The 22,034-nt window shown below is 64.2% G+C and carries 23 protein-coding genes; 14 read left to right on the top strand and 9 right to left on the bottom strand.

Annotation, left to right across the window (positions count from 1 at the left end; all coding sequences use genetic code 11):
• Nucleotides 1-114 precede the first annotated feature (114 nt).
• The 4 genes from ACXR2W_RS03545 to ACXR2W_RS03530 all read right to left on the bottom strand — a co-directional run bounded on the left by ACXR2W_RS03545 (nt 115) and on the right by ACXR2W_RS03530 (nt 2,617).
• Nucleotides 115-714, bottom strand: coding sequence for a CG0192-related protein (locus tag ACXR2W_RS03545; protein ID WP_458812058.1), 600 nt, complete (start codon nt 712-714; stop codon nt 115-117).
• Nucleotides 715-771: 57 nt separating this feature from the next.
• Entirely contained in the window at nt 772-1,239 is a 468-nt protein-coding gene (ispF, locus tag ACXR2W_RS03540; RefSeq protein ID WP_458812055.1) for a 2-C-methyl-D-erythritol 2,4-cyclodiphosphate synthase, read from the bottom strand.
• The gene (gene ispD / locus ACXR2W_RS03535) at nt 1,236-2,003 is read right to left on the bottom strand and encodes a 2-C-methyl-D-erythritol 4-phosphate cytidylyltransferase (protein WP_458812052.1); all 768 of its coding nucleotides are present in this window, start codon (nt 2,001-2,003) and stop codon (nt 1,236-1,238) included. The genes ispF and ispD overlap by 4 nt, the downstream gene beginning before the upstream one ends.
• Before the next feature lie 128 nt (nt 2,004-2,131).
• On the bottom strand, nt 2,132-2,617 hold the full coding sequence (locus ACXR2W_RS03530) for a CarD family transcriptional regulator (protein WP_458812049.1): 486 nt from the start codon (nt 2,615-2,617) through the stop codon (nt 2,132-2,134).
• 166 nt (nt 2,618-2,783) lie between these two features.
• On the opposite strand from ACXR2W_RS03530, the gene ACXR2W_RS03525 reads away from it, so the two are divergent.
• The gene (locus ACXR2W_RS03525) at nt 2,784-3,374 is read left to right on the top strand and encodes a DNA modification methylase (protein ID WP_458812046.1); all 591 of its coding nucleotides are present in this window, start codon (nt 2,784-2,786) and stop codon (nt 3,372-3,374) included.
• Between the two features lie 79 nt (nt 3,375-3,453).
• Here ACXR2W_RS03525 and ACXR2W_RS03520 read toward each other — a convergent pair whose 3' ends face one another.
• Nucleotides 3,454-4,149 carry a winged helix-turn-helix domain-containing protein gene (locus tag ACXR2W_RS03520; protein ID WP_458812043.1) on the bottom strand — a complete coding sequence of 232 codons (696 nt, stop codon included), beginning with the start codon at nt 4,147-4,149 and terminating at the stop codon, nt 3,454-3,456.
• Nucleotides 4,149-5,336: a sensor histidine kinase gene (locus ACXR2W_RS03515; protein WP_458812040.1), complete on the bottom strand. Its 1,188-nt coding sequence runs from the start codon at nt 5,334-5,336 to the stop codon at nt 4,149-4,151. The genes ACXR2W_RS03520 and ACXR2W_RS03515 overlap by 1 nt, the downstream gene beginning before the upstream one ends.
• Before the next feature lie 161 nt (nt 5,337-5,497).
• On the opposite strand from ACXR2W_RS03515, the gene phoU reads away from it, so the two are divergent.
• The 3 genes from phoU (at nt 5,498) to rlmB (ending at nt 8,732) form a co-directional block, all read left to right on the top strand.
• A complete protein-coding gene (phoU, locus tag ACXR2W_RS03510; RefSeq protein WP_458812037.1) occupies nt 5,498-6,139 on the top strand; it encodes a phosphate signaling complex protein PhoU in 642 nt (213 codons plus the stop codon).
• A gap of 86 nt (nt 6,140-6,225) precedes the next feature.
• Nucleotides 6,226-7,719: a cysteine--tRNA ligase gene (cysS, locus tag ACXR2W_RS03505; RefSeq protein ID WP_458812034.1), complete on the top strand. Its 1,494-nt coding sequence runs from the start codon at nt 6,226-6,228 to the stop codon at nt 7,717-7,719.
• Nucleotides 7,716-8,732, top strand: coding sequence for a 23S rRNA (guanosine(2251)-2'-O)-methyltransferase RlmB (gene rlmB / locus ACXR2W_RS03500; RefSeq protein ID WP_458812031.1), 1,017 nt, complete (start codon nt 7,716-7,718; stop codon nt 8,730-8,732). The genes cysS and rlmB overlap by 4 nt, the downstream gene beginning before the upstream one ends.
• Before the next feature lie 8 nt (nt 8,733-8,740).
• Here rlmB and ACXR2W_RS03495 read toward each other — a convergent pair whose 3' ends face one another.
• Nucleotides 8,741-9,217 (bottom strand): Rv3235 family protein, encoded by a 477-nt coding sequence (locus ACXR2W_RS03495; protein ID WP_458812028.1) that lies wholly within the window; start codon nt 9,215-9,217, stop codon nt 8,741-8,743.
• Nucleotides 9,218-9,615: 398 nt separating this feature from the next.
• On the opposite strand from ACXR2W_RS03495, the gene ACXR2W_RS03490 reads away from it, so the two are divergent.
• Nucleotides 9,616-11,124 carry a sensor histidine kinase gene (locus ACXR2W_RS03490; RefSeq protein WP_458812025.1) on the top strand — a complete coding sequence of 503 codons (1,509 nt, stop codon included), beginning with the start codon at nt 9,616-9,618 and terminating at the stop codon, nt 11,122-11,124.
• Between the two features lie 16 nt (nt 11,125-11,140).
• Here the strand turns inward: ACXR2W_RS03490 and ACXR2W_RS03485 are convergent, their stop codons facing one another.
• Both ACXR2W_RS03485 and ACXR2W_RS03480 read right to left on the bottom strand, forming a co-directional pair.
• Complete coding sequence (locus ACXR2W_RS03485; protein WP_458812023.1) at nt 11,141-11,401, bottom strand: hypothetical protein; 261 nt, start codon at nt 11,399-11,401, stop codon at nt 11,141-11,143.
• On the bottom strand, nt 11,401-12,813 hold the full coding sequence (locus ACXR2W_RS03480) for a PspC domain-containing protein (protein WP_458812020.1): 1,413 nt from the start codon (nt 12,811-12,813) through the stop codon (nt 11,401-11,403). Before ACXR2W_RS03480 ends, ACXR2W_RS03485 begins: the two co-directional genes overlap by 1 nt.
• A gap of 113 nt (nt 12,814-12,926) precedes the next feature.
• Here ACXR2W_RS03480 and ACXR2W_RS03475 point away from each other — a divergent pair, with 113 nt between their 5' ends.
• From ACXR2W_RS03475 to ACXR2W_RS03435, 9 genes are all read left to right on the top strand, one after another.
• Entirely contained in the window at nt 12,927-14,222 is a 1,296-nt protein-coding gene (locus ACXR2W_RS03475) for an ATP-binding protein (RefSeq protein WP_458812017.1), read from the top strand.
• On the top strand, nt 14,219-14,896 hold the full coding sequence (locus ACXR2W_RS03470; protein WP_458812015.1) for a LuxR C-terminal-related transcriptional regulator: 678 nt from the start codon (nt 14,219-14,221) through the stop codon (nt 14,894-14,896). Before ACXR2W_RS03475 ends, ACXR2W_RS03470 begins: the two co-directional genes overlap by 4 nt.
• 133 nt (nt 14,897-15,029) lie before the next feature.
• Nucleotides 15,030-16,820 carry a proline--tRNA ligase gene (locus tag ACXR2W_RS03465; protein ID WP_458812012.1) on the top strand — a complete coding sequence of 597 codons (1,791 nt, stop codon included), beginning with the start codon at nt 15,030-15,032 and terminating at the stop codon, nt 16,818-16,820.
• A gap of 307 nt (nt 16,821-17,127) precedes the next feature.
• Nucleotides 17,128-17,421 (top strand): WXG100 family type VII secretion target, encoded by a 294-nt coding sequence (locus ACXR2W_RS03460; protein ID WP_458812009.1) that lies wholly within the window; start codon nt 17,128-17,130, stop codon nt 17,419-17,421.
• A 78-nt stretch (nt 17,422-17,499) separates the two neighbouring features.
• Nucleotides 17,500-17,826, top strand: a complete 327-nt coding sequence (locus ACXR2W_RS03455; RefSeq protein WP_458812006.1) for a hypothetical protein — start codon at nt 17,500-17,502, stop codon at nt 17,824-17,826.
• Between the two features lie 254 nt (nt 17,827-18,080).
• A complete protein-coding gene (locus ACXR2W_RS03450; protein ID WP_458812003.1) occupies nt 18,081-19,664 on the top strand; it encodes an alpha/beta hydrolase in 1,584 nt (527 codons plus the stop codon).
• Nucleotides 19,661-20,449 (top strand): hypothetical protein, encoded by a 789-nt coding sequence (locus ACXR2W_RS03445; protein WP_458812000.1) that lies wholly within the window; start codon nt 19,661-19,663, stop codon nt 20,447-20,449. Before ACXR2W_RS03450 ends, ACXR2W_RS03445 begins: the two co-directional genes overlap by 4 nt.
• Nucleotides 20,450-20,565: 116 nt before the next feature.
• Nucleotides 20,566-21,561, top strand: coding sequence for a transcription termination factor NusA (gene nusA / locus ACXR2W_RS03440; RefSeq protein ID WP_458811997.1), 996 nt, complete (start codon nt 20,566-20,568; stop codon nt 21,559-21,561).
• A 148-nt stretch (nt 21,562-21,709) separates the two neighbouring features.
• Entirely contained in the window at nt 21,710-22,009 is a 300-nt protein-coding gene (locus ACXR2W_RS03435; RefSeq protein WP_458812206.1) for a YlxR family protein, read from the top strand.
• Nucleotides 22,010-22,034 lie beyond the last annotated feature (25 nt).

The raw sequence follows: 22,034 nt of genomic DNA, 5'->3' as shown, positions 1-22,034 counted from the left end.
GGGTATGTCGTTCGTTACCAAAATATGCGCGACTATTTCCGTTTAACCCGGGGTCAGAAGCGGAAGTAGTCGCGCATATTTTCGGCGCGCAGGGGCCAGAGTGCGACCGCGAAGCTAACCCTCGTGGATGACTGCGAAGAGGGCCGGCAGTTTGAGGCCGGGCCACGTGCCGCGCAGCACCCACCCGTAGGGGGACTCGGGGGTGGCGCTGCCGAGTTCGCGCAGCACCTCAAGTCTGCCCGCATTGGGAAGCGCGGCTCCGAGCGTCGAACCAGCAGAGCCCGAACCCCACACCTTAGTCACTGTTTCACGGGGCGATGCTTCGGCCTCGGGGGAGTCGACGACGAACTCCTGCGCTTCGCGCCCGCCGCCCGTGATCGTGTCGGTCAGCACCGCTGCGTAGACGGGGTCGGCCGTGGCATCGTAGAACCAGCGGGTACCGAGCACGCCGTGCTGGACGGTACCGAGCAGTGCCGCCTCGGCACCCGCCAGCGGTGCTCCACGGTAAGTGAGCGGCACGTGATAGACGGTGTCATCGCCTGCCCGCAGCAGGTGCCCCTCTATGCCAACCTCACCCTCGGGGTCGTCGAAGCGATAAGCGCCGACGGCCTCGATAAGTGAAACGTCACCGTGAAACCAGTCTTGGCCAGGCAGCCAACTCGCGATGAGTTCGAGCTTTGAGGGGCGCAAGGTCGTGGAATAGATCAGAGCCATACGGCGATCCTACGGCCCATCAGCGTAACGCTCGCCGGGTGAGCGCTGATCCGGAGCCTAAGCGCGCTCGATGAGCGCGTTGGCGATCACCGCGATGCCCAGGCCTTGGCCAGTGAACCCGAGGCCGTCGGTCGTGGTCGCGGCGAGCGACACGGGCGCGCCGACGAGCTCAGACATGACGGCCTGGGCCTCGCCCTGGCGCGGCGCGAACTTGGGCCGCTTGCCGATGATCTGCACCGAGACGTTGACCGGACGCCAACCATCAGCGGCGAGGCGTTCGAGGGCGAGCCGCACGAACCCGGTGCTTGCGGCGCCAGCGGTTTCAGGCTGGTCGACCCCCACGAGACCGCCGATGTCGCCGAGACCTGCGGCAGACAGCAGCGCGTCGACGACAGCGTGGCACACCGCATCGCCGTCGCTGTGGCCCGACAGGCCAGGCTCACCGGGCCACTCGAGGCCCGCCAGCCACAGCGGCGCCGCTGGGTCGAACGCGTGGGTGTCGAACCCCGTGCCCACGCGGATCACGCATCGCTCCCGAGGCCCGCTGCGTTTGCCGAGAGAAAATGTTCGAGCACCGGCAGGTCTGCCGGCGACGTGAGCTTGTGCGCCTGCATCTCGCCGGGCACGGTGCGCACGATGCCGCCGTCGCGCTGCACAAGCTCGGCGTCGTCGGTCGGGAGGTCGCCGTGTAGCTGCGCGGTGGCGTGTGCCGACTCGAGCACGTCGCGCGGAAAGCCCTGCGGGGTCTGCACAGCGACCAGCGCCGAGCGGTCGACGGTCTCGTGGACGACGCCCGAGGAGTCGATGCGCTTGATCGTGTCAACGACGGGCAGTGCGGGGATAACGCCCGCCCCGCTCTTATGTACTTCGGCGATGACGCGCTCGAACAGGGCGGCGCTCGCAAACGGCCTCGCCGCATCGTGCACGAGAACGGTGTCGACGGACTCACCGAGCGCGGCGAGCCCAAACCGCACGGATTCGTGTCGCTCGCGTCCCCCAGGCACCACAGACACCTCCCACAACGAGCCTTCGGGTAGCACCGCGTCGATAATGTCGAGGGCGTCTGCCGCGTGAGACTCGGGAGCGACGATCACGAGCTGACCGGGGTGCGGCAGCGAGGTGATGACCGCCGTGCTGAATTCGAGTAGGGCGCGCCCGTGCAGCTCGAAGAACGCCTTGGGTACCTCGGCGCCGAGGCGTTCGCCGCGCCCGGCTGCCACAAGCACCACGCCGAGTGACGCGAGCGTGTGGGGCTGAGTTTCGTTGGGGGAGTGCGCAGAGCTGCTCATAGCTCAAGGGTACTCGCGTGGCCGCTGCAGTGGCAGCGGCGCAAGCAGAGACAGCAAAAGGCGCCCTGCACAAGTGCGGGGCGCCTTTTAATATTGCGGTGCGGCTGCGATGCAGCCTGTTGCTCAGCCTACGAGGTGAGAACCTGGTCGAGAACCTCGCCAGCCTTCTCTTCGTCGGTCTTCTCGGCGAGCGCGAGCTCTGACACGAGAATCTGACGAGCCTTCGCGAGCATGCGTTTCTCGCCAGCCGACAGCGAGCGCACCTCTTGGTCGCGGCGCCACAGGTCGCGCACAACCTCGGACACCTTGATCACGTCGCCAGAGGCGAGTTTCTCAAGGTTTGCCTTGTAGCGGCGTGACCAGTTTGTAGGCTCCTCGGTGAACGGGGCGCGCAGCACCTCGAACACCTCCTCGAGACCGGCCTTATCGATGACGTCACGAACGCCAACCAGATCACAGTTCTCAGCCGGAACCTCAATCGTCAGGTCGCCCTGGTTGACCTGCAGCTTTAGGAAGAGCTTCTCTTCTCCGCCGAGCTTGCGCTTCTTTACCTCGATGATCTTGGCGGCACCGTGGTGGGGGTAGACAACAGTCTCTCCGACCTCAAATTGCATTGAGTGGCTCCTTTACAGTCCAACCACTAGAATACCACATTCGCTGCGGGTGGGTTAGGCTTGCCTAAGCTGCGCCACGTCGGTGGACGCGGTTATGATGGATTCAAACCGTGCTTGCGGCTCGCCGCGCACGATGTCGAATCGACCCACGGCTCGGAGGACCACCTTGAAGATTCGGATCGCCTCATCCATTGCTCTTGCTGCAGCGCTTGCGCTGGGCGCAACAGGATGCAGCCTGATCGCGCCCCAGGGCACGCTTGAGCCATACGCACCCAGTGACGGTGTTGACGTGAACGTCGAGGGCATTGATGTGCGCAACATCTTGCTCGTCGCCGACGAGACCGGTGAGAACTTCAACGTGGTGTACACCGCGATGAACCGCACCGGCCAGGAACAGGTCATCACTATGAGCTTCGTTGCCGAGAACGGTGACAAGGCGATCGCCGAGTTCACTGTTCCCGTCGGCACGACCGCTTTCGGTAACCCCGCAGGCGAGGTCGCACCCGTGCTCGTGAGCATGCCCGGCCTCATGGTCGGTTCGACCGTGAGCACGTACTTCCAGCTCGCTGGCGCGCCCGAGGTGGAGCACAACGTGCCCGTGCTCGATGGCACGCTCGCGGAGTACCGCGACTACGTGTTGCCGGCAAACTTCTCGCAGAAGGCCGATGAGACGGCCGACGACAAGAAGGTTGTCGCAGAAGACGATGCAGCTTCGCAGTCGAAGGTCGGCGACGACATCGAAGAAGACGAGAAGTAGCTTTCGCGTCAGCGCGAACAGCGCTCACACACAAGAACGCCCCGGGCCGCGGCCAGGGGCGTTCTTGTGTGTGAGCGGGTTACCCGAAGCGATAGCCCACGCCGCGCACCGTTGAGATGAGTCGCGGCTTCGAAGGCTCTTCTTCAATGCGGGCGCGAATACGTTTAATGTGCACGTCGAGAGTCTTCGTGTCACCGTAGTAGTTACTGCCCCACACGCGGTCGATCAGTTGCCCGCGTGTGAGTACGCGACCAGCGTGACGCATGAGAATCTCGAGCAGTTCAAACTCGCGCAGCGGCATGGCGGTCTCGTCACCGCGTACGAGCACCGTGTGCCGCTCGACGTCGAGCTTGATGCCCAGCTCGTCGATCACGAGCGAGTCCTCTGGCTCTGCCGGCTCGGGAGCGGCAGCGGCGCCGCGGCGCAGCGCAGCGCGTACGCGCGCGAGCAGCTCACGGGTCGAGTAGGGCTTCGTGACATAGTCGTCTGCGCCTAACTCGAGCCCCACGACAATGTCGATCTCACTGTCTTTCGCGGTGAGCATGATGATGGGTACCTGCGACGTCTGGCGAATCGTGCGGCATACCTCGGTGCCCGGCACGTTGGGCAACATCAGGTCGAGCAATACGAGGCCTGGTGAGACTTCGGCGAACGCGGTGATCGCGGCCGCACCGTCACCAGCGACTGTCACCTGGTACCCCTCGCGCTCAAGCAGAAAGGCGAGCGGGCGCGAGATCGACTCTTCGTCCTCGACGAGCAGAATGTGCTGGGGCACTACTTGGGGTCCTTTCGATCAAGAGCGCGTTTGACCTTTTTCTTGGCGCGCTTACGGCGGTCGTCTGAGTCTTCGTGCAGCGGAAATGTGAGGGTGAAACTCGACCCCACGCCCGGCTGTGACCACACGTCGACGTCGCCCCCGTGGGCGCGCATCGTGTGCCGTGTGATGCTTAGGCCGAGCCCCGTGCCGCCGCCATCGCGGCTGCGTGCCTCATCGACGCGGTAAAAACGCTCGAAAATGCGCGACAAATGCTCACCGGCAATTCCTTCGCCCTGATCGGTCACGGTCACCACGAACCGCTTCTTCTCGAACGTCATGCCGATGCCCACGCGCTCGCCCTCGTTCGAGTGCCGGATCGCGTTGCTCAAGAGGTTTGCCACCGCGGCTGCAAGCGCCGCGGGCCGTCCCATCAGGCTCGCATCGCGCTCGCGGTCGTCTGCGTCGGTGATGACGAGCGTGATGCCGCTTTGTGTGGCGAGGGCGCGGTGCGCGTCGACCTCGCCACGCACGAGCAGGCGAATGTCGACGCGCTCGCGGTCCTCGGGGCGCAGCGCTGACTGCGCCTCTGATAGCTGAATGATGTCGCGCGAGAGCGAGCCCAAACGGCGTGATTCCTTGACGAGCGTCTTTGAGAACTCGCGTACGAGTTCAGGGTCATCTGCGGCTTGCTGCACTGCCTCTGCGAGCAGCCCGATGGCGGCGATGGGGGTTTTGAGTTCGTGACTCACGTTGGCGATGAAATCGCGACGCATCGCGTTTACGCGCTGTTCTTCGCCGAGGTCCTCTGCAAGGACGACGACGAAGCGTCTCTGCAATCGAAACAGGTGCGTGCGCACGTTGTCGGTGTGGTCGGCGGGATCGGGCTCGTGGGTGTCGGGAACGCCCGAAGACATCACACGCCGCACGCGCGCCAAAAACGAGGGGGCGCCGAGCTCATCGTCACTCATGTTGCGTTCTTCACGAGCAGTGGGGTTCGCGTATACAGTTGCGAGCGATGAGTCGAGAATCACGGCAAACGCGTCGATCTCGTCGAGCAGGGTGGTCACGACCTCGGGCAGCTCGGGGCGCATCTCGGCCGATCGCAGCCGGCCTGCGCGACGTGCACCGATGATGCCGAGCGTCGCGCCTGTGCCGGCCGTGGCCCCGAGTGCGGTGGCAGCGAGCACGAGGGCGGTGGGTTCCATGTCTCTCATCGTAGGGGGCGCGGTGAGCACGAAAGGTGAAGTTCAACCGTTGTTCACCTGCCGGTGCGGTACGGTTTACCCAGCCCGTTCACACTTGTGAGGTGGCGTGCGCCTGCGATCGATCGCAGTTTCGGCCGCCACGCAACTTGAAAGGAATCTGAATGCGCGAAGTATTTCAGCAGTCGCTGCGTGAGGTGCAAGAGCGGCTCGTGAAGATCGCTGAGCTCGTTGAAGAGTCGATCGGCGACGCCACCGGCGCGTTTGGTGAGTCTGACGTGGCGCGTGCTGAGCGCGTGATCGACGGCAGCGATCAGATTGAGCTGCTCACAGCAGAGCTGGATCAGCTCGCAATCGACATTCTGGCGAGGCAACAGCCCGTCGCGTCAGACCTGCGGCTTGTCGTGGGCGCTCTGCGCATGGGCTCCTCGCTTGAGCGCATGGCAGACCTTGCGCAGCACATCGCTCAGCTTGCGCGATACCGTTACCCCGAAAGCGCGATCCCGGCCGGCTTGTCGAAGACGTTTGTGCGCATGGGTGCGCTCGACGTGCAAATGGCGGGGCTGATCGTGGAGCTATTGCGCACGCAAGAGCCGCACGTGATCGACCAGGTGCGGGACCTCGACGATGACCTTGACGAGCTGCACGCCAAGGTGTTCGAGAAGGTGCTCAGCGACAAACTGGTGGGTAACCCCACTGGCGTGGTTGACGCGACCCTCGCGAGCCGGTACCACGAGCGATTCGGCGATCACGCCGTGAGCGTTGCGAAGCAAATGCAGTTCTTCTTGAGCGGGTCGATCGATTGACTCGCGTGCGGGCCCGGAGCGCGGGCCCGCACGCCCTCGCGGTTTCTTGCATCCAAGCCCACACCGACGCAAGGTAGGCTGTCAGGGTGAAACAACGCATCTATGACTCGCGCGCGGGGGCGCTCGTCGACTTTGCCCCCCGCGAAGCCGGCAAGGTGGGCCTGTACGTGTGTGGCCCCACGGTTCAGTCGGCGCCTCACATCGGGCACCTGCGCAGCGCGCTTGTCTATGACCAGATGCGTCGCTGGTTTGCCGCGACAGGACATGATGTGACGCTGATTCGCAACGTCACCGATATCGACGACAAGATTCTTGACAATGCCCGCCTCGGCCAGCGAGAGGGCAGCTCTGAAGAATGGTGGGCGCTCGCGTACCGTGTGGAGCGTGAGTTCACGGCGGCGTATGATGCACTCGGTGTGCTGGCGCCGACCTACGAGCCGCGTGCCACTGCCAACATCGCAGAGATGATCGGGTTGATCGAACTGCTCATCGCCCGTGGTCATGCGTACCAGGCAGACGACGGCACCGCGAACGTGTATTTCGACACGCTCAGCTGGGACGCGTACGGCGAGCTCACGCGCCAGCGTCGTGATGACATGGAAGACGCGGCAGACGCCGAACCTAAGGGTAAGCGTGACCCGCGCGACTTCGCGTTGTGGAAGGCGTACCGAGAGACCGAGCCCGAGTCGGCAGCGTGGGCATCGCCGTGGGGCGCGGGCCGCCCTGGTTGGCACATCGAGTGCTCGGCGATGGCAACCCGGTACCTCGGCACGGCGTTCGACATTCACGGCGGCGGGCTCGACCTCCGGTTTCCGCACCACGAGAATGAGCTTGCTCAGTCGCGCGCGGCCGGGCACGAGTTTGCGCGGCACTGGGTGCACAACGGACTCGTGAACACGGGCGGACAAAAAATGTCGAAGTCGCTCGGCAACTCGCTCTTCGCGAGTGACCTGCTCGAGGCGGCCAGGCCCATCGTGCTGCGCTACTTTCTGGGGTCTGCCCACTACCGCTCGGTGCTCGAATTCTCTGACACATCGCTCACCGAGGCGGCCGCCGCGTTCGAACGCATCGAGGGCTTTCTTGAGCGGGCATGGGAGGCCGTGGCCGCGACTCACGCAGACCGGCACGAGGGCGAAGCCCGCGCGGCACTCTACTTAAGTCCCGCTGCGGGCACAGCGACAGTAGGCAGCCTGCCCGAGGCATTCACCGCGGCGATGCTCGACGACTTCGGTGTGCCGCAAGCTCTGGCCGCGGTGCACGAGGCTGTGCGGGCGGGCAACACCGCGATCGACGGCGGCGACATCGACACCGTGTTGGCCCGGGCGAGCGAGGTCGTTGCGATGCTCGACGTACTGGGCCTCGACCCTCGCGCTACGCCGTGGGCAGCGGGATCCGGAACTGACGCAGCAGACGCGGCGAGCGACGCGCTGGGCGCGCTCATTGAGACACTTATCGCGCAGCGCACCGAGGCGCGCGCACAGAAAGACTTCGCTACGAGCGATGCGATTCGCGACCGTCTGCTTGACGCAGGAATCGCGCTGGAAGACACGCCACATCAAACCCGTTGGAGCCTGACATGAGTAACAAGAGTAATCGCACGGGCGCCGTGCGCAAGAAGGGCCTGGGCAAGGCAGTCGGCTCCGGCGGTCAAGGGCGCCAGGGGCTTGAAGGCCGCGGCCCCACCCCTAAAGCGGTAGACCGCGAGTACCACCCGGCACACAAGGCCAAGGCCTCACGCGATCGCTACGAGGCAGCCAAGAAGCGGCACGCCGAGCGCACCGGGCGCGCGCCCGAACGCGGTCGCGGACAGCGCAGTAAAGACGAGAACGAGCTGGTCACGGGCCGCAATGCTGTGCTCGAGGCGCTGCGCGCGAAGATTCCTGCCAAAACGCTCTACATCGCGGCGCGCGTCGAGATGGACGACCGCATGCGTGAGATTCTGCGTCTTGCGACGAACCGTCAGATCGCGGTGCTCGAGATCATGCGCCCTGAAATGGACCGCATGGTCGAGCGCGATTCAGTGCACCAGGGCGTCGTGCTGAAGGTGCCGCCGATGGAGTACTCGAACCCCCTCGAAGTGCTTGACGAGGTCATTGCAAACAACAAGACCCCGCTGTTTGTAGCGCTCGACGGCATTACCGATCCGCGCAACCTGGGCGCGATCATTCGCTCGGTGGGTGCGTTTGGTGGCCAGGCTGTCATCGTGCCGCAGCGCCGCTCAGCCAGCCTCAACTCTGCGGCATGGAAGACCTCGGCCGGCGCGGCCGCGCGTATTCCCGTCGCGATGGCGTCGAACCTAACGCAGACCATCAAGGAGTTCAAGAAGCAGGGTGTTTTCGTTGTCGGTCTCGACGGCGGCGGTGACCTTGAACTACCCGGGCTTGAGCTGGCCGATCGCCCGCTGCTGCTCGTGATTGGCAGCGAGGGCAAGGGGCTGTCGCGTCTCGTCACCGAGACGTGTGACGCGATTGTGTCGATTCCGATTCAGGCGGTCACCGAGTCCCTCAACGCAGGTATCGCGGCGAGCGTCGCACTGTACGAGGTGGCGAAGCTGCGCGCTGAGCGCAGCCCCGCCGAAGCGCCCGCAAACTAGTTCAGCTGTCACATCACCACCAATTCGGTGATCTGCCACTGCCGGTTGCGATGTTCAAGCCGCATCGCAACCGGCAGTGTGCGTGGAACGGCATGTAGTGACAGCGCTGCCTCGATGACATGCGGCACAGGTCGGTCTATGTGTACCGGGCCGGGAGTCGCAACGACTCGCCGGTGGTCGCTGTACAGTGTGCGCCGCTCGGTGCGAGCCGCGCGACGGTTTTGAAGCGCGGTGGCAACAGCCGGAGTGACCCAGCCCGCCAGCTGCGCGACCGAGCGCACACCCTCGAGCGCTTCGAACGCGTAGAGCGCCAGCTTTTGAATCACCTTCGGCTCTGGCGCGGGCACGTCGGTGGACTCACTCGTGTCGAACGCGACCTCGTTGAAGTGCAGGTCTGGGTTTTCGGCGCGGCGGAGGTGGCGCGGCGGAGGTTGAGCCGCGGCGGGCGACGCTGCGGGCGACGCTGCGGGCGAAGAAGCGGGCATTGTCGTTTCTTCTGGTTTGTGAGCTGACTCGCGAGCTAACTCGCGAGTGGGCCGTGTTGGCCGAGTTGTGCGCAGGGCCTGCGACATGGTTTCCCCCTTGAATTCGAGACCCCTTGTGCTTCCTCCGCGCGATCGCTCGTTGATCTTGAAGCGGCGGGGTGTGGTGTGGGAACCAACCATAGAATTCGTTTACTTACACTCGTCAAGCAAACACGGCGCACTCACCAATTTTGACGTGTTTTGTTGATCGAAATCCAGTCCGATACGACGTATGATGTCGAACCTCGTAGTCCTAGGCGGCCCATACGGCCCAGCCGGGAGGCACAAGCCGCGACACAAGCCGCGACACGAACGCAGGATTGCTCTCCGCTGTAAGCGGGGTGCTCTACGCTTAAGCTGTGGCGACTTTGCGTAACCTTGCGACCAAGTATTCGACCCTCGACGAGCCAGAAATCGAGTGGCTTGAAACGCTCTCGCTTGATCTGCAATTGCTCGCAGATCTGGCCCTGAGTGACGTCGTGCTGTGGGCGCCGACCAAAGACGGCGACTACCTCGCGATCGCACACTCGCGCCCAGCCGGCTCGGTAACACTGTTCTACCGCGATGTGATCGGTGATTTCTTGCGCCCCGACTGGCGCGAACTGGTCGATGAAGCGATGGTCACGGGGGAGCCGGTCGAATCAACGTCACCCGCGTGGTTCGAAGAAAACCCGATGCGCCTCACCGCCTACTCTGTGAGCCGCACCGACGACACGGGGATTCGAGGCCCGTTCGCCGTCGTCACGCGTCACTCCAGCGTTGTTGACACACAGAAGGCGTCACGCATCGGCGCGGCGTTCTACGAGGTGTCGAGCGAGCTGTTCGCAATGATTCGCACGGGGCTCTTCCCCGCCCACCTTGATTCGCGCGGCGGCGAACAGGGCGCACCACGAGCTTCAGACGGTCTCGTACGACTCGACCTCAAGGGCGTCGCCACGTTCGCGAGCCCCAACACTCAGACCACGTTCAACGCGCTCGGGTTTCGCGACGAGATCGAAGGCGAGAACTTTAGCGAGGTCATCGCCGAAATCGTCAAGGGCCAGTTCGACACGAACGAGTCACTGCCGCTCGTTGCGCAGGGCAAGATCTCGAAGCGCGTCGAGATCGATGCGCGCGGCCGCACGGTCGCGCTGCGTTCGATTCCGGTGATCGAAGACGGCACCAGGGTCGGCGGTATCGTGCTCACCCGCGACGTCACTGACCTGCGACTGCAGGCGCAGGAGCTCATCACCAAAGACGCGACGATTCGCGAGATTCACCACCGCGTGAAGAACAACCTGCAGACCGTGGCGTCGCTCTTGCGCGTGCAGGCGCGGCGTGCGCGCAGCGAGGAGGCCAAAGAAGTGCTCGGGCAGGCGATGCGTCGCGTCGCCGCGATCGCGGTCGTGCACGACACGCTCTCGACGGGCCTGTCGCAGATCGTCGACTTTGACGTCGTATTTGACCGGGTGCTGGGGCTCGCCGCCGAGGTGGCGAGCCTGCACGGCACGACTGTGCACCCCCACAAGGAGGGCTCCTTTGGTGAGCTGCCCTCTGAATACGCGACCCCGCTCGCGCTCGCGCTCACCGAGATCGTCACGAACGCGGTCGAGCACGGCCTCGCGGGCCGCGAGGGCGATGTCTACATCACAGCCGATCGTACCGAAGATCGCCTCGTTGTCGAGGTGATCGACACAGGCACGGGCCTGCCCGGCGGCACCGTCGGTGACGGCCTCGGCACGCAGATCGTGCGCACCCTCATCGAGGGAGAGCTCGGCGGCAGCATCACCTGGGGCCCGGATGCCCGCGGCGGTACGCGCGTCGCGATCCAGATCCCGCTGCACTGGATCGCCGCCCAAACGCGCGAGATTCCGCGTATTCCGCAGTAGCGTTTTTCGCTCCGGATTAGCGGCCGCGGCCGCGCAAGATCACCGTGAGGCCGACTCCGAGCAGCAGCAGGCCGAGGCCTACAACGGTGGCGATGATCCACCAGCTGCCGTCGAGGCCAGCTCCGCCGAAGCTGCGCTGGGCGATATAGCCGCAGAACGCGAGTATCAGCGCGCCCCAGATGATGGGGCTTGTGCGCGGGCCAGTGTGTGCGGCGGGCTGAGTGGGCTCTGCTGATGCGGGTGAGGGGGCCTGGTCTGGCTGCTGCGGTGCGGTCATTAGTTCGTCTCCTGGCGCAGCCACTGCTGCATCTGTGACAGTTCAGGGTGAGTGACATCGACGGTGCCCGCGAGCACCGTCACGGTCACGCGGCTCGCGTTGCCCGGGGAATCTACGGTTGCTCGGGGAGCGAGATTCACTCCGATTCTGCGGCTAATAAAGGGGCCTGAAGTGCTGCGATCTTGCACGTCAGAGCCGTTAGACGTGGCGGTCTGCTCGTTGATGCGGCCGGCGAGCATGCGCACCTCGAGCACTGTGGGCATGCTCGCAGGCAGCGTCACATTGACGTCTCCAGCGACCTGCCACACGTCGAGATTGACGCGGTGTTGAGTGTGGCGGTCGAGGTCGCTGAGACCCAGTTCGACGTTGCCCACGATGTTGACCGCGCCGGGGGCGCTGCGGCCGTCAACGAGCATTTCTCCGACCGGCTGAAACCTGGTGCCCCACGGCAGCACCGCGGTGATGAGCAGCGCGACGACACCACAGAATGACAAGAATCCAAGCACGCCCACGTGCCTACCGCGCAGGCCAGCCACGATGAGCGAGAGCGCGAGTACCGCGAGCGCCGCGATGATCGCGGCAACCAGGGGGGCGGCGAACGCGGCCACCGTGGAGCCGGAGGCAGTGAACTGGAACCCGGTTTGCAGCGTGAGAAACGCGGCGAGGCCCGCCGCCAACAGCGCGAACGCGAGAGTGATCAAGACGTGGCCCGCGCCAATCTTTCGTGCATCGTGCTCGGTGGCAAGGCGGGCACTCCACGCGTCGACTCGCTCGCCCGCCTCCTGGCTCCAGCGCCCGGCCTGATCGCCGATCTTGCTCGCTTGGGCGCTAAATCGTTCTGCGTGGTGATTGATGTTGTCACTGAGGCTCTCGGCCGATCCGGTAGCCTGTGCCCGCCCGCGCTGGATGAGCCAGTGCCGCAGCCAGAACCCGCCCGCGATCACTACGGCGAGCCAAAACAGCCAGGCGAAGGTAGCCGTGAGCCAGCCGGGCAGACCGAAGACGTCCCCCAGACCGCCCGCTCCCAAGTTGAGACCGAGACCGAGCACGCCGCCGACAGAAGTAATGCCGAAGAGAATAACCGGCAGTACGATGACGGCGCCAGCGATGATGGCCGCGGTGATGACACCCGAACTGGCGCGACCGCGCACAATATCTTCGAGGTGAATCTTGCCCGTGCTGTCGGGTAGCAGCAGCCAACCCGCCACGTACGCCAACACGGCGGGGCCGCCAAAGATGCCGAGCACGACGAAGATGCCGCGCACAATGAGCGGGTCGATGCCCGCGCGAGTGGCTAGGCCGCTCGCCACGCCCGCGAGCCACCGGTCACCCCCGCGTTGCACGCCGAGGTCGCGCAGCCAGCCGAAGAATCCGGTGCCCTGCTGCGATGAGGGGTCGGGTTGAGAAGTCATGGTTCAAGTCTCGTTGAGTGTTGGCCCCGGCACCATCGGGGTTCACCCTGACCCGCCCCTGAGATTTACGGCGCGGGGCCGCCGGTGTCGGTAGATGCTGCTTTGATGGAAACATGAACAGACCCCCGCTCGTGCGCCCGAAGCAAGAGAGCTTGCTTGCCGGCGTGTGCGCAGGGCTTGCCGCGCACCTGGGGGTGTCGCTCACGACCGTGCGCGCGATCATGGTCGGGCTCGCGCTCTGTGGCGGGTTTGGGGTGCTGCTGTACGCCTGGTTCTGGGTGACAGTGCCTGCCGCAGCATCCGAAAGCCCACCGCCGATGAAGCGAGCGCTCACGCCGAGCGCTGCCGTGGTCGCAGGCGACGTGGCACCCGCAAGCCCATTGAGCAGCGAGACCACGGGGCCGGCTCGGCCGGCTCAGCGCGCAGCGACGGTACGGCGTCGCTGGCCCGTCGCCGAGCTACTGCTCGGGGTGAGCTTGCTCATTGCGGGGCTCGGGTTGGTGCTCGATCGCGCCGGGGTGAGCATCAACCTTGAGCTCGTGCTGCCGGCGCTTGCGGTGCTCGTGGGCGTCGGGCTCGCGTGGTGGCAGATTGCCGACCGTGGGCACCCTGACCGGCACGTATTGCCGCGTGTGCTCGGTGCGCTCACGCTCGTTGCGGTCGGTGTACTCATGTTCTTCGTGACCGCGCGGCAACCCAGCGCGTGGACGGTGATCGCCGCAGCGTTGGCGGTGCTTACCGGCGTTGCGCTAGCGCTTGCACCCTGGGCGCTGCGGCTCAACCGAGAACTGATCGCAGAGCGCGCGGCGAACGCCCGTGAAGCCGAGCGCGCCGACATCGCCGCCCACCTGCACGACTCGGTGCTGCAAACGCTCGCGCTCATTCAGCAGCGGTCAGCTCCGAGTAGCGAGGTTGCTCGACTCGCCAGGCGCCAGGAGCGTGAGCTGCGCGAGTGGTTGTTTCGCGGCGCGGACGGCGGCACAGCTGCGCCGCGCGAGAGCGCAGAAACCGAGCTGCGTACGCACGCTGCAGCGCTCGAGGCCACGTTCGCGGCCCAATTCGAGGTGATCACGGTCGGTGAGACGGTGATCGCGCCCGAGCCGCTCATCGCTGCGGCGCGCGAAGCCATGCTCAACGCAGCACGTCACGCGGGCGGTAGCGTCACCGTCTACCTCGAGACCACCCGAGAGCGCATCTCAATCGATGTCACCGATCGCGGCCCGGGGGTCGACGTCGGAGCTCTACCCGAGGGACGCATGGGCGTACGCGAGTCAATTCTGGGGCGCATCGAGCGGGCGTCTGGCACCGCCTCGATCAGACCGGGGCCCGGGGGCGCTGGTACGACAGTGCGACTGTCGGTGGCGCGCGATCCGGCACACACCACACACGACAGCGAGGAGCATGCATGAGCGAGCACACAGAGGCTACCCCCATAAGCGTCGTGATCGTTGACGATCACGAGATCTTCAGAACCGGGCTTCGAGCATCGCTCGGTGACGAGCTCGACGTGGTGGGCGAAGCAGCCACGGTTGACGAGGCCATCGCCTCTATCACCGCACTTGGGCCCGATGTCGTTCTGCTCGACGTGCACCTGCCCGGTGGTGACGGCGGCGGCGGGGCCGAAGTAGCGCGCGCGTTCGCCACGGGGTCGACCCACAGCGTGACGCGGTTTCTCGCGCTGAGCGTTTCAGACGCGGCCGACGACGTCGTGAGCGTGATTCGTGCCGGTGCCCGCGGGTACCTCACGAAAACCTCGTCTGGCGCCGAGGTGACGAGCGCCGTGCAGCGCGTACACGGCGGCGACGCGGTGTTTTCGCCGAGGCTCGCGGGGTTCGTGCTCGACGCGTTTGGTGTGGGCGGTGGCGAAACCGCTGCGGCAGACGACGAACTCGACCGGCTGTCTGCCCGAGAACAAGAGGTGATGCGCATGATCGCGCGTGGTTACGCGTACAAAGAAGTAGCAGCAGAGCTTTTTCTTTCGGTCAAGACTGTCGAAACGCACGTGTCAAAGGTGCTGCGCAAGCTGCAGCTTTCGAACAGGCACGAACTCACGGCGTGGGCGCTGTCGCGGCGCCTGTTGTAAGTGAGCGCGCGGGCACTCGCGCGGGCACTCGCGCGGGCACTCGCACGGGGGCTCGACCGCGGGCGAGTATGAGCTTCGACCGCGGGGTGAGACGTGAGCTGGTGACTGATCCGGCGCGCGCTACGATGGTGGGGTGATTACACGGCTCAGCAACTACTTCCTGAAGACTCTTCGTGAGGACCCCTCAGACGCCGAGGTCGCCAGCCACCGGCTGCTGGTGCGCGCCGGCTACATTCGACGGCAGTCGCCGGGCGTCTTCGGCTGGATGCCGCTGGGCCTGCGTGTGAAGGGCAAACTTGAGCAGATTGTGCGCGAGGAGATGCTCGCGGCGGGCGCACACGAGGTGCACTTCCCGGCGATGCTGCCGCGCGAGCCCTACGAAGCGACGGGCCGCTGGGAGGAGTACGGAGACGCGCTCTTCCGCCTACAAGATCGTCACGGGGCCGATCACCTGCTCGCACCGACCCACGAGGAGGCCTTCACCGTGATGGTGAAGGATATTGTCACCTCGTACAAGGACCTGCCGCTGTCGCTGTTTCAGATTCAAGACAAGTACCGCGACGAGGCGCGCCCCCGCGCCGGCCTGCTGCGTGGTCGCGAGTTCACGATGAAAGACGCGTACTCGTTCGATGTGACCGACGAGGGACTGGCCGCTAGTTACCAGAAACAGCGTGATGCCTACGAGCGCATCTTCGCGCGCCTGGGGCTCGAATACGTCATTGTGTCGGCCGACGCCGGTGCCATGGGCGGCTCGCGCAGCGAAGAGTTCTTGCTGCCGACCGCGATCGGTGAAGACACGTTTGTGCGCTCGGCGGGCGGCTATGCCGCCAACGTCGAGGCCTATGTGACGCCCGTTCCCGAGGCGCTGCCGATCGAGGGACAGCCCGCCGCAGTTGTCTACGATTCGCCCGACACCCCCACGATCGACACGCTCGTCGCGCACACGAACGCAGTGCTGCCGCGCGTGGACGGTCGCGCGTGGAACGCCGCAGACACGCTCAAAAACGTGGTGCTCGCCATCACGCCCACCGCGGGGGAGCACGCGGGTGAGCGCGAGATCGTTGTCGTCGGCATACCTGGCGATCGTGACGCAGACCTGAAGCGCGCTGAAGTCGCGTTCCCGGGCTGTGACATTGAGCCCGCGAATGCTGGCGACCTGGCCAAGCACCCCGGTCTCGTCGCTGGCTACATTGGTGCCGCGCGCGTCGCAGCCGACGGATCAACGACTGCGGTACTCGGTGTCGAGTCTGAGACCGGCGTGCGCTACCTGCTCGACCCTCGCATCGTGCCGGGCACGAGCTGGGTCACGGGCGCCAATGTCGCCGAGAAGCACGTTGCCTACCTCGTGGCAGGCCGCGACTTCACCGCCGACGGCGTGATCGATATCGCTTCGGTGCGCGACGGCGACCCCGCCCCCGACGGGTCTGGCCCCATCGAAACAGCACGCGGCATGGAAATCGGACACGTGTTTCAGCTCGGCCGCAAGTACGCCGAGGCGCTCGGTCTCAAGGTGCTCGACGAGAACGGCAAGCTTGTTACCGTCACGATGGGCTCGTACGGCATCGGTGTCACTCGCATCATGGCGATTCTCGCCGAACTGAACCACGACGACCGCGGCCTAATCTGGCCCAAGTCGGTGGCGCCGTTTGATGTGCACCTGGTGGCCACGGGCAAGGACCCGGCGATCTTCGAGGCCGCTGAGACGCTTGCAGCAACGCTCGAGGGCTCGGGTGTCGAGGTGTTGTTCGACGACCGTCCCAAGGTTTCGCCCGGCGTTAAGTTTGGCGATGCTGAGCTGATTGGTGTGCCTCGCGTGGTTGTCGTGGGGCGTGACGCTGCTGAGGGCCTCGCCGAGGTGTGGGACCGCAGCACCGGGGTCAAGGAGAAGGTTGCGATCGCCGAAATTCCGGCGTTGTTTGCGTAGGCGCTAGGCGCTAGGCGCTAGGCGCTGTTCGCCGTTCTTCAGACGGCGTGTGGACGGGGGCCCGGGCTCATAATGAGCCCGGGCCCCCGTATCGCGTTTGGGGCCCAGTGGCTCGCTCTCGAGTCATCTTCCGTTCGAGGCGTCCACAGGGGCTCCGGATCGGCGACACCTGCGAAGTTATCCACAGATTGGTGCCCGGTCGGTTTTGCAGGTGTTTATCGGGCTATGGTGCTTGCTACGCGGCCAGTTCGGCCGCGACCACCGCGGGCGAAGAGGCCCAGCGGGAGCGAATCGAGGGGGATTCACCATGGCTAATATCAACGTTTCGTATGCCGAGATGGAGCAAGCAAGCACACAGCTCGGCACCGGTCGCGATGAGATCACGCAAAAACTCCAGCAGATGCAGCAGCTCATTAGCACGCTGGTGGGGTCAGGATTTGTGACGGATCAAGCGTCGGGCAGGTTCAACGAGGCGTACACCGAATACACGACAAGCGCGAACACGGTGATCGCTAAGCTGACCGAAATTCAGACTTTTCTCACGCAGACCGCTACTGCAATGCGTGACATGGACGCACAGATTGCCGCGCGCATCAACTAGGGCTTTACAGCTTGTGGGTGGGGTGCGTGCTTTCTCCGCTGGCGCTCGCCTCACCCACGAAAGGTGTTTGGGGATGACATGGAATACAACTTGGCGCTCAGTGACGCAGCGTTCGATGCGTGTACCAGTGCTTGTGACACCGCGGCCGAAGCGCTCGCAGGGCCCGCGCGCGCCGCGGCTCCCACTGTTTCGGGGCTGACAGAGATGCCCGCGCGATTGGCAGAGTTCATGTCATCGCTCGCTGTGTCTTGCACAGTGCTCACCGAGGCTGTCGAAGGGGTGCGTGCGGGCGCGTCTGCGTGCCGAGACTCGAGCGATGCCATTGAACATGAAGTGGCTGGGTCGCTCTCGGCGCTCATTACGGTGCAGGCTTCGCTGGCGTCCGTTGGCGGTGGTTCTCGATGACTGCCGTACCGATCTCGGCGGCTGGAGTGCTGCCCACACCATCACCCGTTTGCGCGGGTGACACCGACGCGGTGGCCGGCCTCATTTCAGACACGAGTAACGCCACTAGCACGTGTCAGTCTCAGGCTGCCTTGGCCTCGCGAGCGCTCTCGGCGGCGCGGGGCGGCGCTGTGCAGGCAGTCAAGGGTCGGCTCGGGCATCTACAGACGAGTGCCTCTCTGGTTGAACAGTCTGCGGCCTCGGCACTTCTCGCGATGAAGACGTATGCGCAAAGTGTGGCGGCGATCCACTCAGGGGCACTGCTCACTGAGCAAGACGTAGCCGAGCTGCTCGCGCAAGTGCGCATGAACGCAAACACAATTGAATCGATCGCGCTGCGCAAAGGGCTGCCACTTATCAGCGATTGGCGGGTCGCACCACCGACGTTTATGCCGGCTTCTGCCGGTGAACCCGTGACCGTGCTGAGCGGCGACGCAGATTCGTTTAACTGGTCGCAGGCAGCGGGGGCATGGGCTGGTGCGTTAGCTCTGATCGAACACGCATGCACGCGGTGGCGGGAACTCGTGACGCAGCGGGAATCCGCGGAACGAGCGCTGCTCGGTGCACTCACGCGAACGGCTGTGACAGCGTTGGGGCCGGGGGTTGGCGCTTCGAATGGCGCTATCGTTGAGGCTTTGACGAGAGCACTTTCGCAGAACCGCCCCTGGGAGTCGCCCGAGGTGCAACGGCTGCTTAATGGAATGCTCACACCCGCTGACGTAGCAAAACTGTGGGAATCTCTTGTGGCCTCTGAAACCGACACGAATGCTCTCATCGAGCGCTACTGCGTCGAATTGGCCGGGCTGGACGGGCTTCCGTTCAGCGTGCGAGACCGTGCAGCACGCGCCGCTATCGACTACGCGTTGCAGGGTAATGCCGAGCTGGTAGACGTGTTTGCGCGGCTCGGGTTGTCGCCCGACGACATGACTCTCACCGACTTTCGGAGCGACCTAGTGGCTGTGAAGGACGCAGCCAAGGAAGCGCGCAAATCAGTCACTGCCAAAGATGCCATTGTGCAGATTGCCATGCTCGGCAGTCACGACGGTGTGGTCACCGCCGCCATCTCGGTGGGCGATCTGGACGCGGCTAGCAGGGTGGGCGTGCTCGTGTCGGGCATGAACTCATCGGTGCGCACCATGCGTGATGGGCTGGATGGGCTCCGCGAGGTACACGACAAAAGCGTAGGCGTCGCGATGGTGTCGTGGATTGGATACAGGGCACCAGGGATCGCTGCAGAAGCTACACAGAACCGGGCCGAACGGGGCAGCTGGCCCCTCGCCACCTTCCTCGACGGCCTCTCAGCGACCCGCGCTGCGCGTCCACTCACCCGATTTGCCGTGATCGGCCATTCCTACGGTACTAACACCGCCGCCGAGGCGCTCAAGCTAGGTGGGCACTCGGTAGACGCCTACATCACGATGGGGTCGGCTGGGCTCACGGTTGGCACAAAAGCAGAAGAGCTCGGGGTTAGCGAGATTCACGCGACGCATGCGCGGGGCGACAACATTGCGCCCATCGGCAAGTTTGCCCACTTCAGGTCCGCATCGGTTGACGCGCCTGGATACCGCTCACGGGTGGACCCGAGGGACCTCGAGGGCGCGATCGTCTTCTCATCGGAGGAGAGCGAAGAGGGTAAACGCGTCACCATGCATAACCTCACCGAGGCTATCGACTGGGGCCCAGCACAGTGGGTCGCAGACGGGCTCGACGGAGTGGCGAAAGACGACGAGATTGGGTACCTCAACCCGTCGTCGACCACCGTGAACAACGTCATCGAAATCATGGGAGGAAAGCGATGAACCACAAGAATTGGTACATCGGGGCCGGGGTCTGTTTGGTGTCGGCCGTGCTCTTCGCAGGGTGTACTGCTTGGGCTGCCAAAGGGCCCGCCCCTGTGCTGGACGCGGCCGGGCTCACCTTTGAAGAAGCGGTAGAACCTTCGCTGCCCGAGCAGTTTGCAAACGTCGCTGAGCGATACCGAGCACTCAATGATCTCGTAGCAGATACGCAGAAGCAGCTAGAGCCGGGTGAGTGGATTGATGCGAGTACAACAAACCCCTTCATGACCCTCGCGGGCGATGAAATAGGCGGAAATCTGGGCGCCAAAGCCAAGAAAGACAATAGCTACTACATCCGCCGGTCTTGGGACCTTGCACCCGTACTTGACTCAGACGCCCGAATCGACCGTGCGCGAGCATTTTGGGAGAGTAACGGATGGTCATCGGCGCGCACCGACAGTGAGATCACACCAGGAAACTACAGGGTCACTACAACGACGCCTGACGGCACTTGGCTCGCCCTAGACCTAATGGACGGAGAAATTACCCTTACGGCATTTTCAGGGGTCTACTGGGGTGACCGAGAAGCCCTGTCAAACGCGATCTGGAACATCCAACAGAACGAGCGCAACGAGGGCATTGAATGGTGGCCAGAACGCGTCAACGAAGACGGCAACGGGCTGATCCGGCCCGGAGAATACCCGCCGTACCCTGCCTGGAACGAGGTTGCGTACGAAGAACATCTTGAGATGTCGCCCCATTGGGACAGACGGGGCGAGCAAGCTGCCCAGAACACTGATGATTGAGGCCAGCGTCAAGTGGGTGCGTAAGCCTTGGGGAGTTGAAGTAGGCTAGATGCTTCGATCCGTGTAACGCGGGTCGCACAGCTGAATAGACATTTCAATACCTGAAGGAGAGCACTGTGAAGATTGAACTCGTCACCCTGCGACAGATTGAGCGCGAGAAGGAGATTCCCTTCGACGAGCTGGTCGAGATTATCGAGCAGGCAATTCAGTCGGCATACCTGCGCCACGCAGAGAACCAGAACCTTCCGGTACCCCGTGAGAGCGACGTGCGCGTGACGCTCGACCGCAAGTCGGGGCAGATTTCCGTGCGGATCCCTGAGATCAACGAAGAAGGCCAGACCGTCGGCGAAGCCTTCGTTACGACCGATGAGTTTGGTCGAGTCGCATCGAGCGCCGCGAAGCAGGTCATCAACCAGCGTCTGCGCGACCTGAGCGATGATGCCGTGCTCGGCGCCTTCAAAGACAAAGAAGGCCAGATCGTTTCGGGTGTGGTGCAGCAGGGCACTAACAAGCGCATGGTGCACGTCGACCTGGGCGATCTCGAGGCGATCCTGCCTCCTGAAGAGCAGGTGCCGGGCGAGGCGTATCCACACGGTATGCGCGTACGCGTCTACGTAACCAGCGTGTCGAAGGGGCTCAAGGGGCCCCAGGTAGTCGTATCGCGAACTCACCCCGGGCTCGTGCGCAAGCTCTTTGAACGTGAGGTACCCGAACTCGCCGAGGGTCTCGTTGAGATTGTTTCGCTCGCACGCGAAGCGGGCCACCGCACCAAGGTAGCCGTGCGTGCGAAGAAGGCTGGCATTAACGCAAAGGGCACCTGCATCGGCGAGATGGGCAGCCGCGTGCGCGCCGTCATGAGCGAGCTGGGTGACGAGAAGATCGACATTGTCGATTACTCGCCCGAGCTGCCCGCGTTCGTTGCGAATGCTCTGTCGCCCGCGAAGGTGACCGATGTGTTCATGCTCAATGAGTCCCTCAAGCAAGTACGAGCGCTCGTCCCCGATTTTCAACTCTCGCTCGCGATCGGCAAGGAAGGGCAGAACGCCCGACTCGCCGCCAAGCTCACGGGCGCGAAGATCGACATCCAGCCCGATTCGATCATGAACGACTAGTAGGTTTGGGCTGGAGGTCGATCTGAGCGCGTTTCGTGGAGTGGCGAAGCCCGACACGGAACGTCCGGATCACAGCATCCAGCCCGATTCGATCATGAACGACTAGTTCGCGCGTGCGGCACTGGCGGCTGGGCCGCCGGTGCCGCGGATGCGACGCGCCTGTGAGTGGATATTTAAGGGAGCTGGTAGGATGGTTCCGGTTCGGACCTGTGTTGCGTGTCGCAAACGTGCCTCACGCACAGATCTGCTCAGAGTGGTTCTGAGCGAAAATCAACTCACTGTTGATGATCGCGCAGTACTCCCTGGGCGCGGCGCTTGGGTGCACCCCAGCCTCAAGTGCTTCGAACAAGCAGTCACGCGTTCAGCATTTGCGCGTGCGCTGCGCGTATCGGGGAAACCCGATGCTGGCCCTATAGAGAACAGGCTGAAAACACTTATGGACAACTAATGAGCGGCTCACGATGAGACCCGTC

The organism is Leucobacter faecis (assembly GCF_054456695.2).
This window is presented reverse-complemented; position numbering and strand designations above follow the sequence as displayed.

Coding starts and splice junctions, on each gene's coding strand:
- ACXR2W_RS03545 (WP_458812058.1), bottom strand. CDS start 714: ATGGCTCTGATCTATTCCACGACCTTGCGCCCCTCAAAGCTCGAACTC.
- ispD (WP_458812052.1), bottom strand. CDS start 2,003: ATGAGCAGCTCTGCGCACTCCCCCAACGAAACTCAGCCCCACACGCTC.
- ACXR2W_RS03530 (WP_458812049.1), bottom strand. CDS start 2,617: ATGCAATTTGAGGTCGGAGAGACTGTTGTCTACCCCCACCACGGTGCC.
- ACXR2W_RS03515 (WP_458812040.1), bottom strand. CDS start 5,336: ATGGAACCCACCGCCCTCGTGCTCGCTGCCACCGCACTCGGGGCCACG.
- phoU (WP_458812037.1), top strand. CDS start 5,498: ATGCGCGAAGTATTTCAGCAGTCGCTGCGTGAGGTGCAAGAGCGGCTC.
- rlmB (WP_458812031.1), top strand. CDS start 7,716: ATGAGTAACAAGAGTAATCGCACGGGCGCCGTGCGCAAGAAGGGCCTG.
- ACXR2W_RS03495 (WP_458812028.1), bottom strand. CDS start 9,217: ATGCCCGCTTCTTCGCCCGCAGCGTCGCCCGCAGCGTCGCCCGCCGCG.
- ACXR2W_RS03485 (WP_458812023.1), bottom strand. CDS start 11,401: ATGACCGCACCGCAGCAGCCAGACCAGGCCCCCTCACCCGCATCAGCA.
- ACXR2W_RS03480 (WP_458812020.1), bottom strand. CDS start 12,813: ATGACTTCTCAACCCGACCCCTCATCGCAGCAGGGCACCGGATTCTTC.
- ACXR2W_RS03475 (WP_458812017.1), top strand. CDS start 12,927: ATGAACAGACCCCCGCTCGTGCGCCCGAAGCAAGAGAGCTTGCTTGCC.
- ACXR2W_RS03470 (WP_458812015.1), top strand. CDS start 14,219: ATGAGCGAGCACACAGAGGCTACCCCCATAAGCGTCGTGATCGTTGAC.
- ACXR2W_RS03460 (WP_458812009.1), top strand. CDS start 17,128: ATGGCTAATATCAACGTTTCGTATGCCGAGATGGAGCAAGCAAGCACA.
- ACXR2W_RS03455 (WP_458812006.1), top strand. CDS start 17,500: ATGGAATACAACTTGGCGCTCAGTGACGCAGCGTTCGATGCGTGTACC.
- ACXR2W_RS03450 (WP_458812003.1), top strand. CDS start 18,081: ATGAAGACGTATGCGCAAAGTGTGGCGGCGATCCACTCAGGGGCACTG.
- ACXR2W_RS03445 (WP_458812000.1), top strand. CDS start 19,661: ATGAACCACAAGAATTGGTACATCGGGGCCGGGGTCTGTTTGGTGTCG.
- ACXR2W_RS03435 (WP_458812206.1), top strand. CDS start 21,710: ATGCGACGCGCCTGTGAGTGGATATTTAAGGGAGCTGGTAGGATGGTT.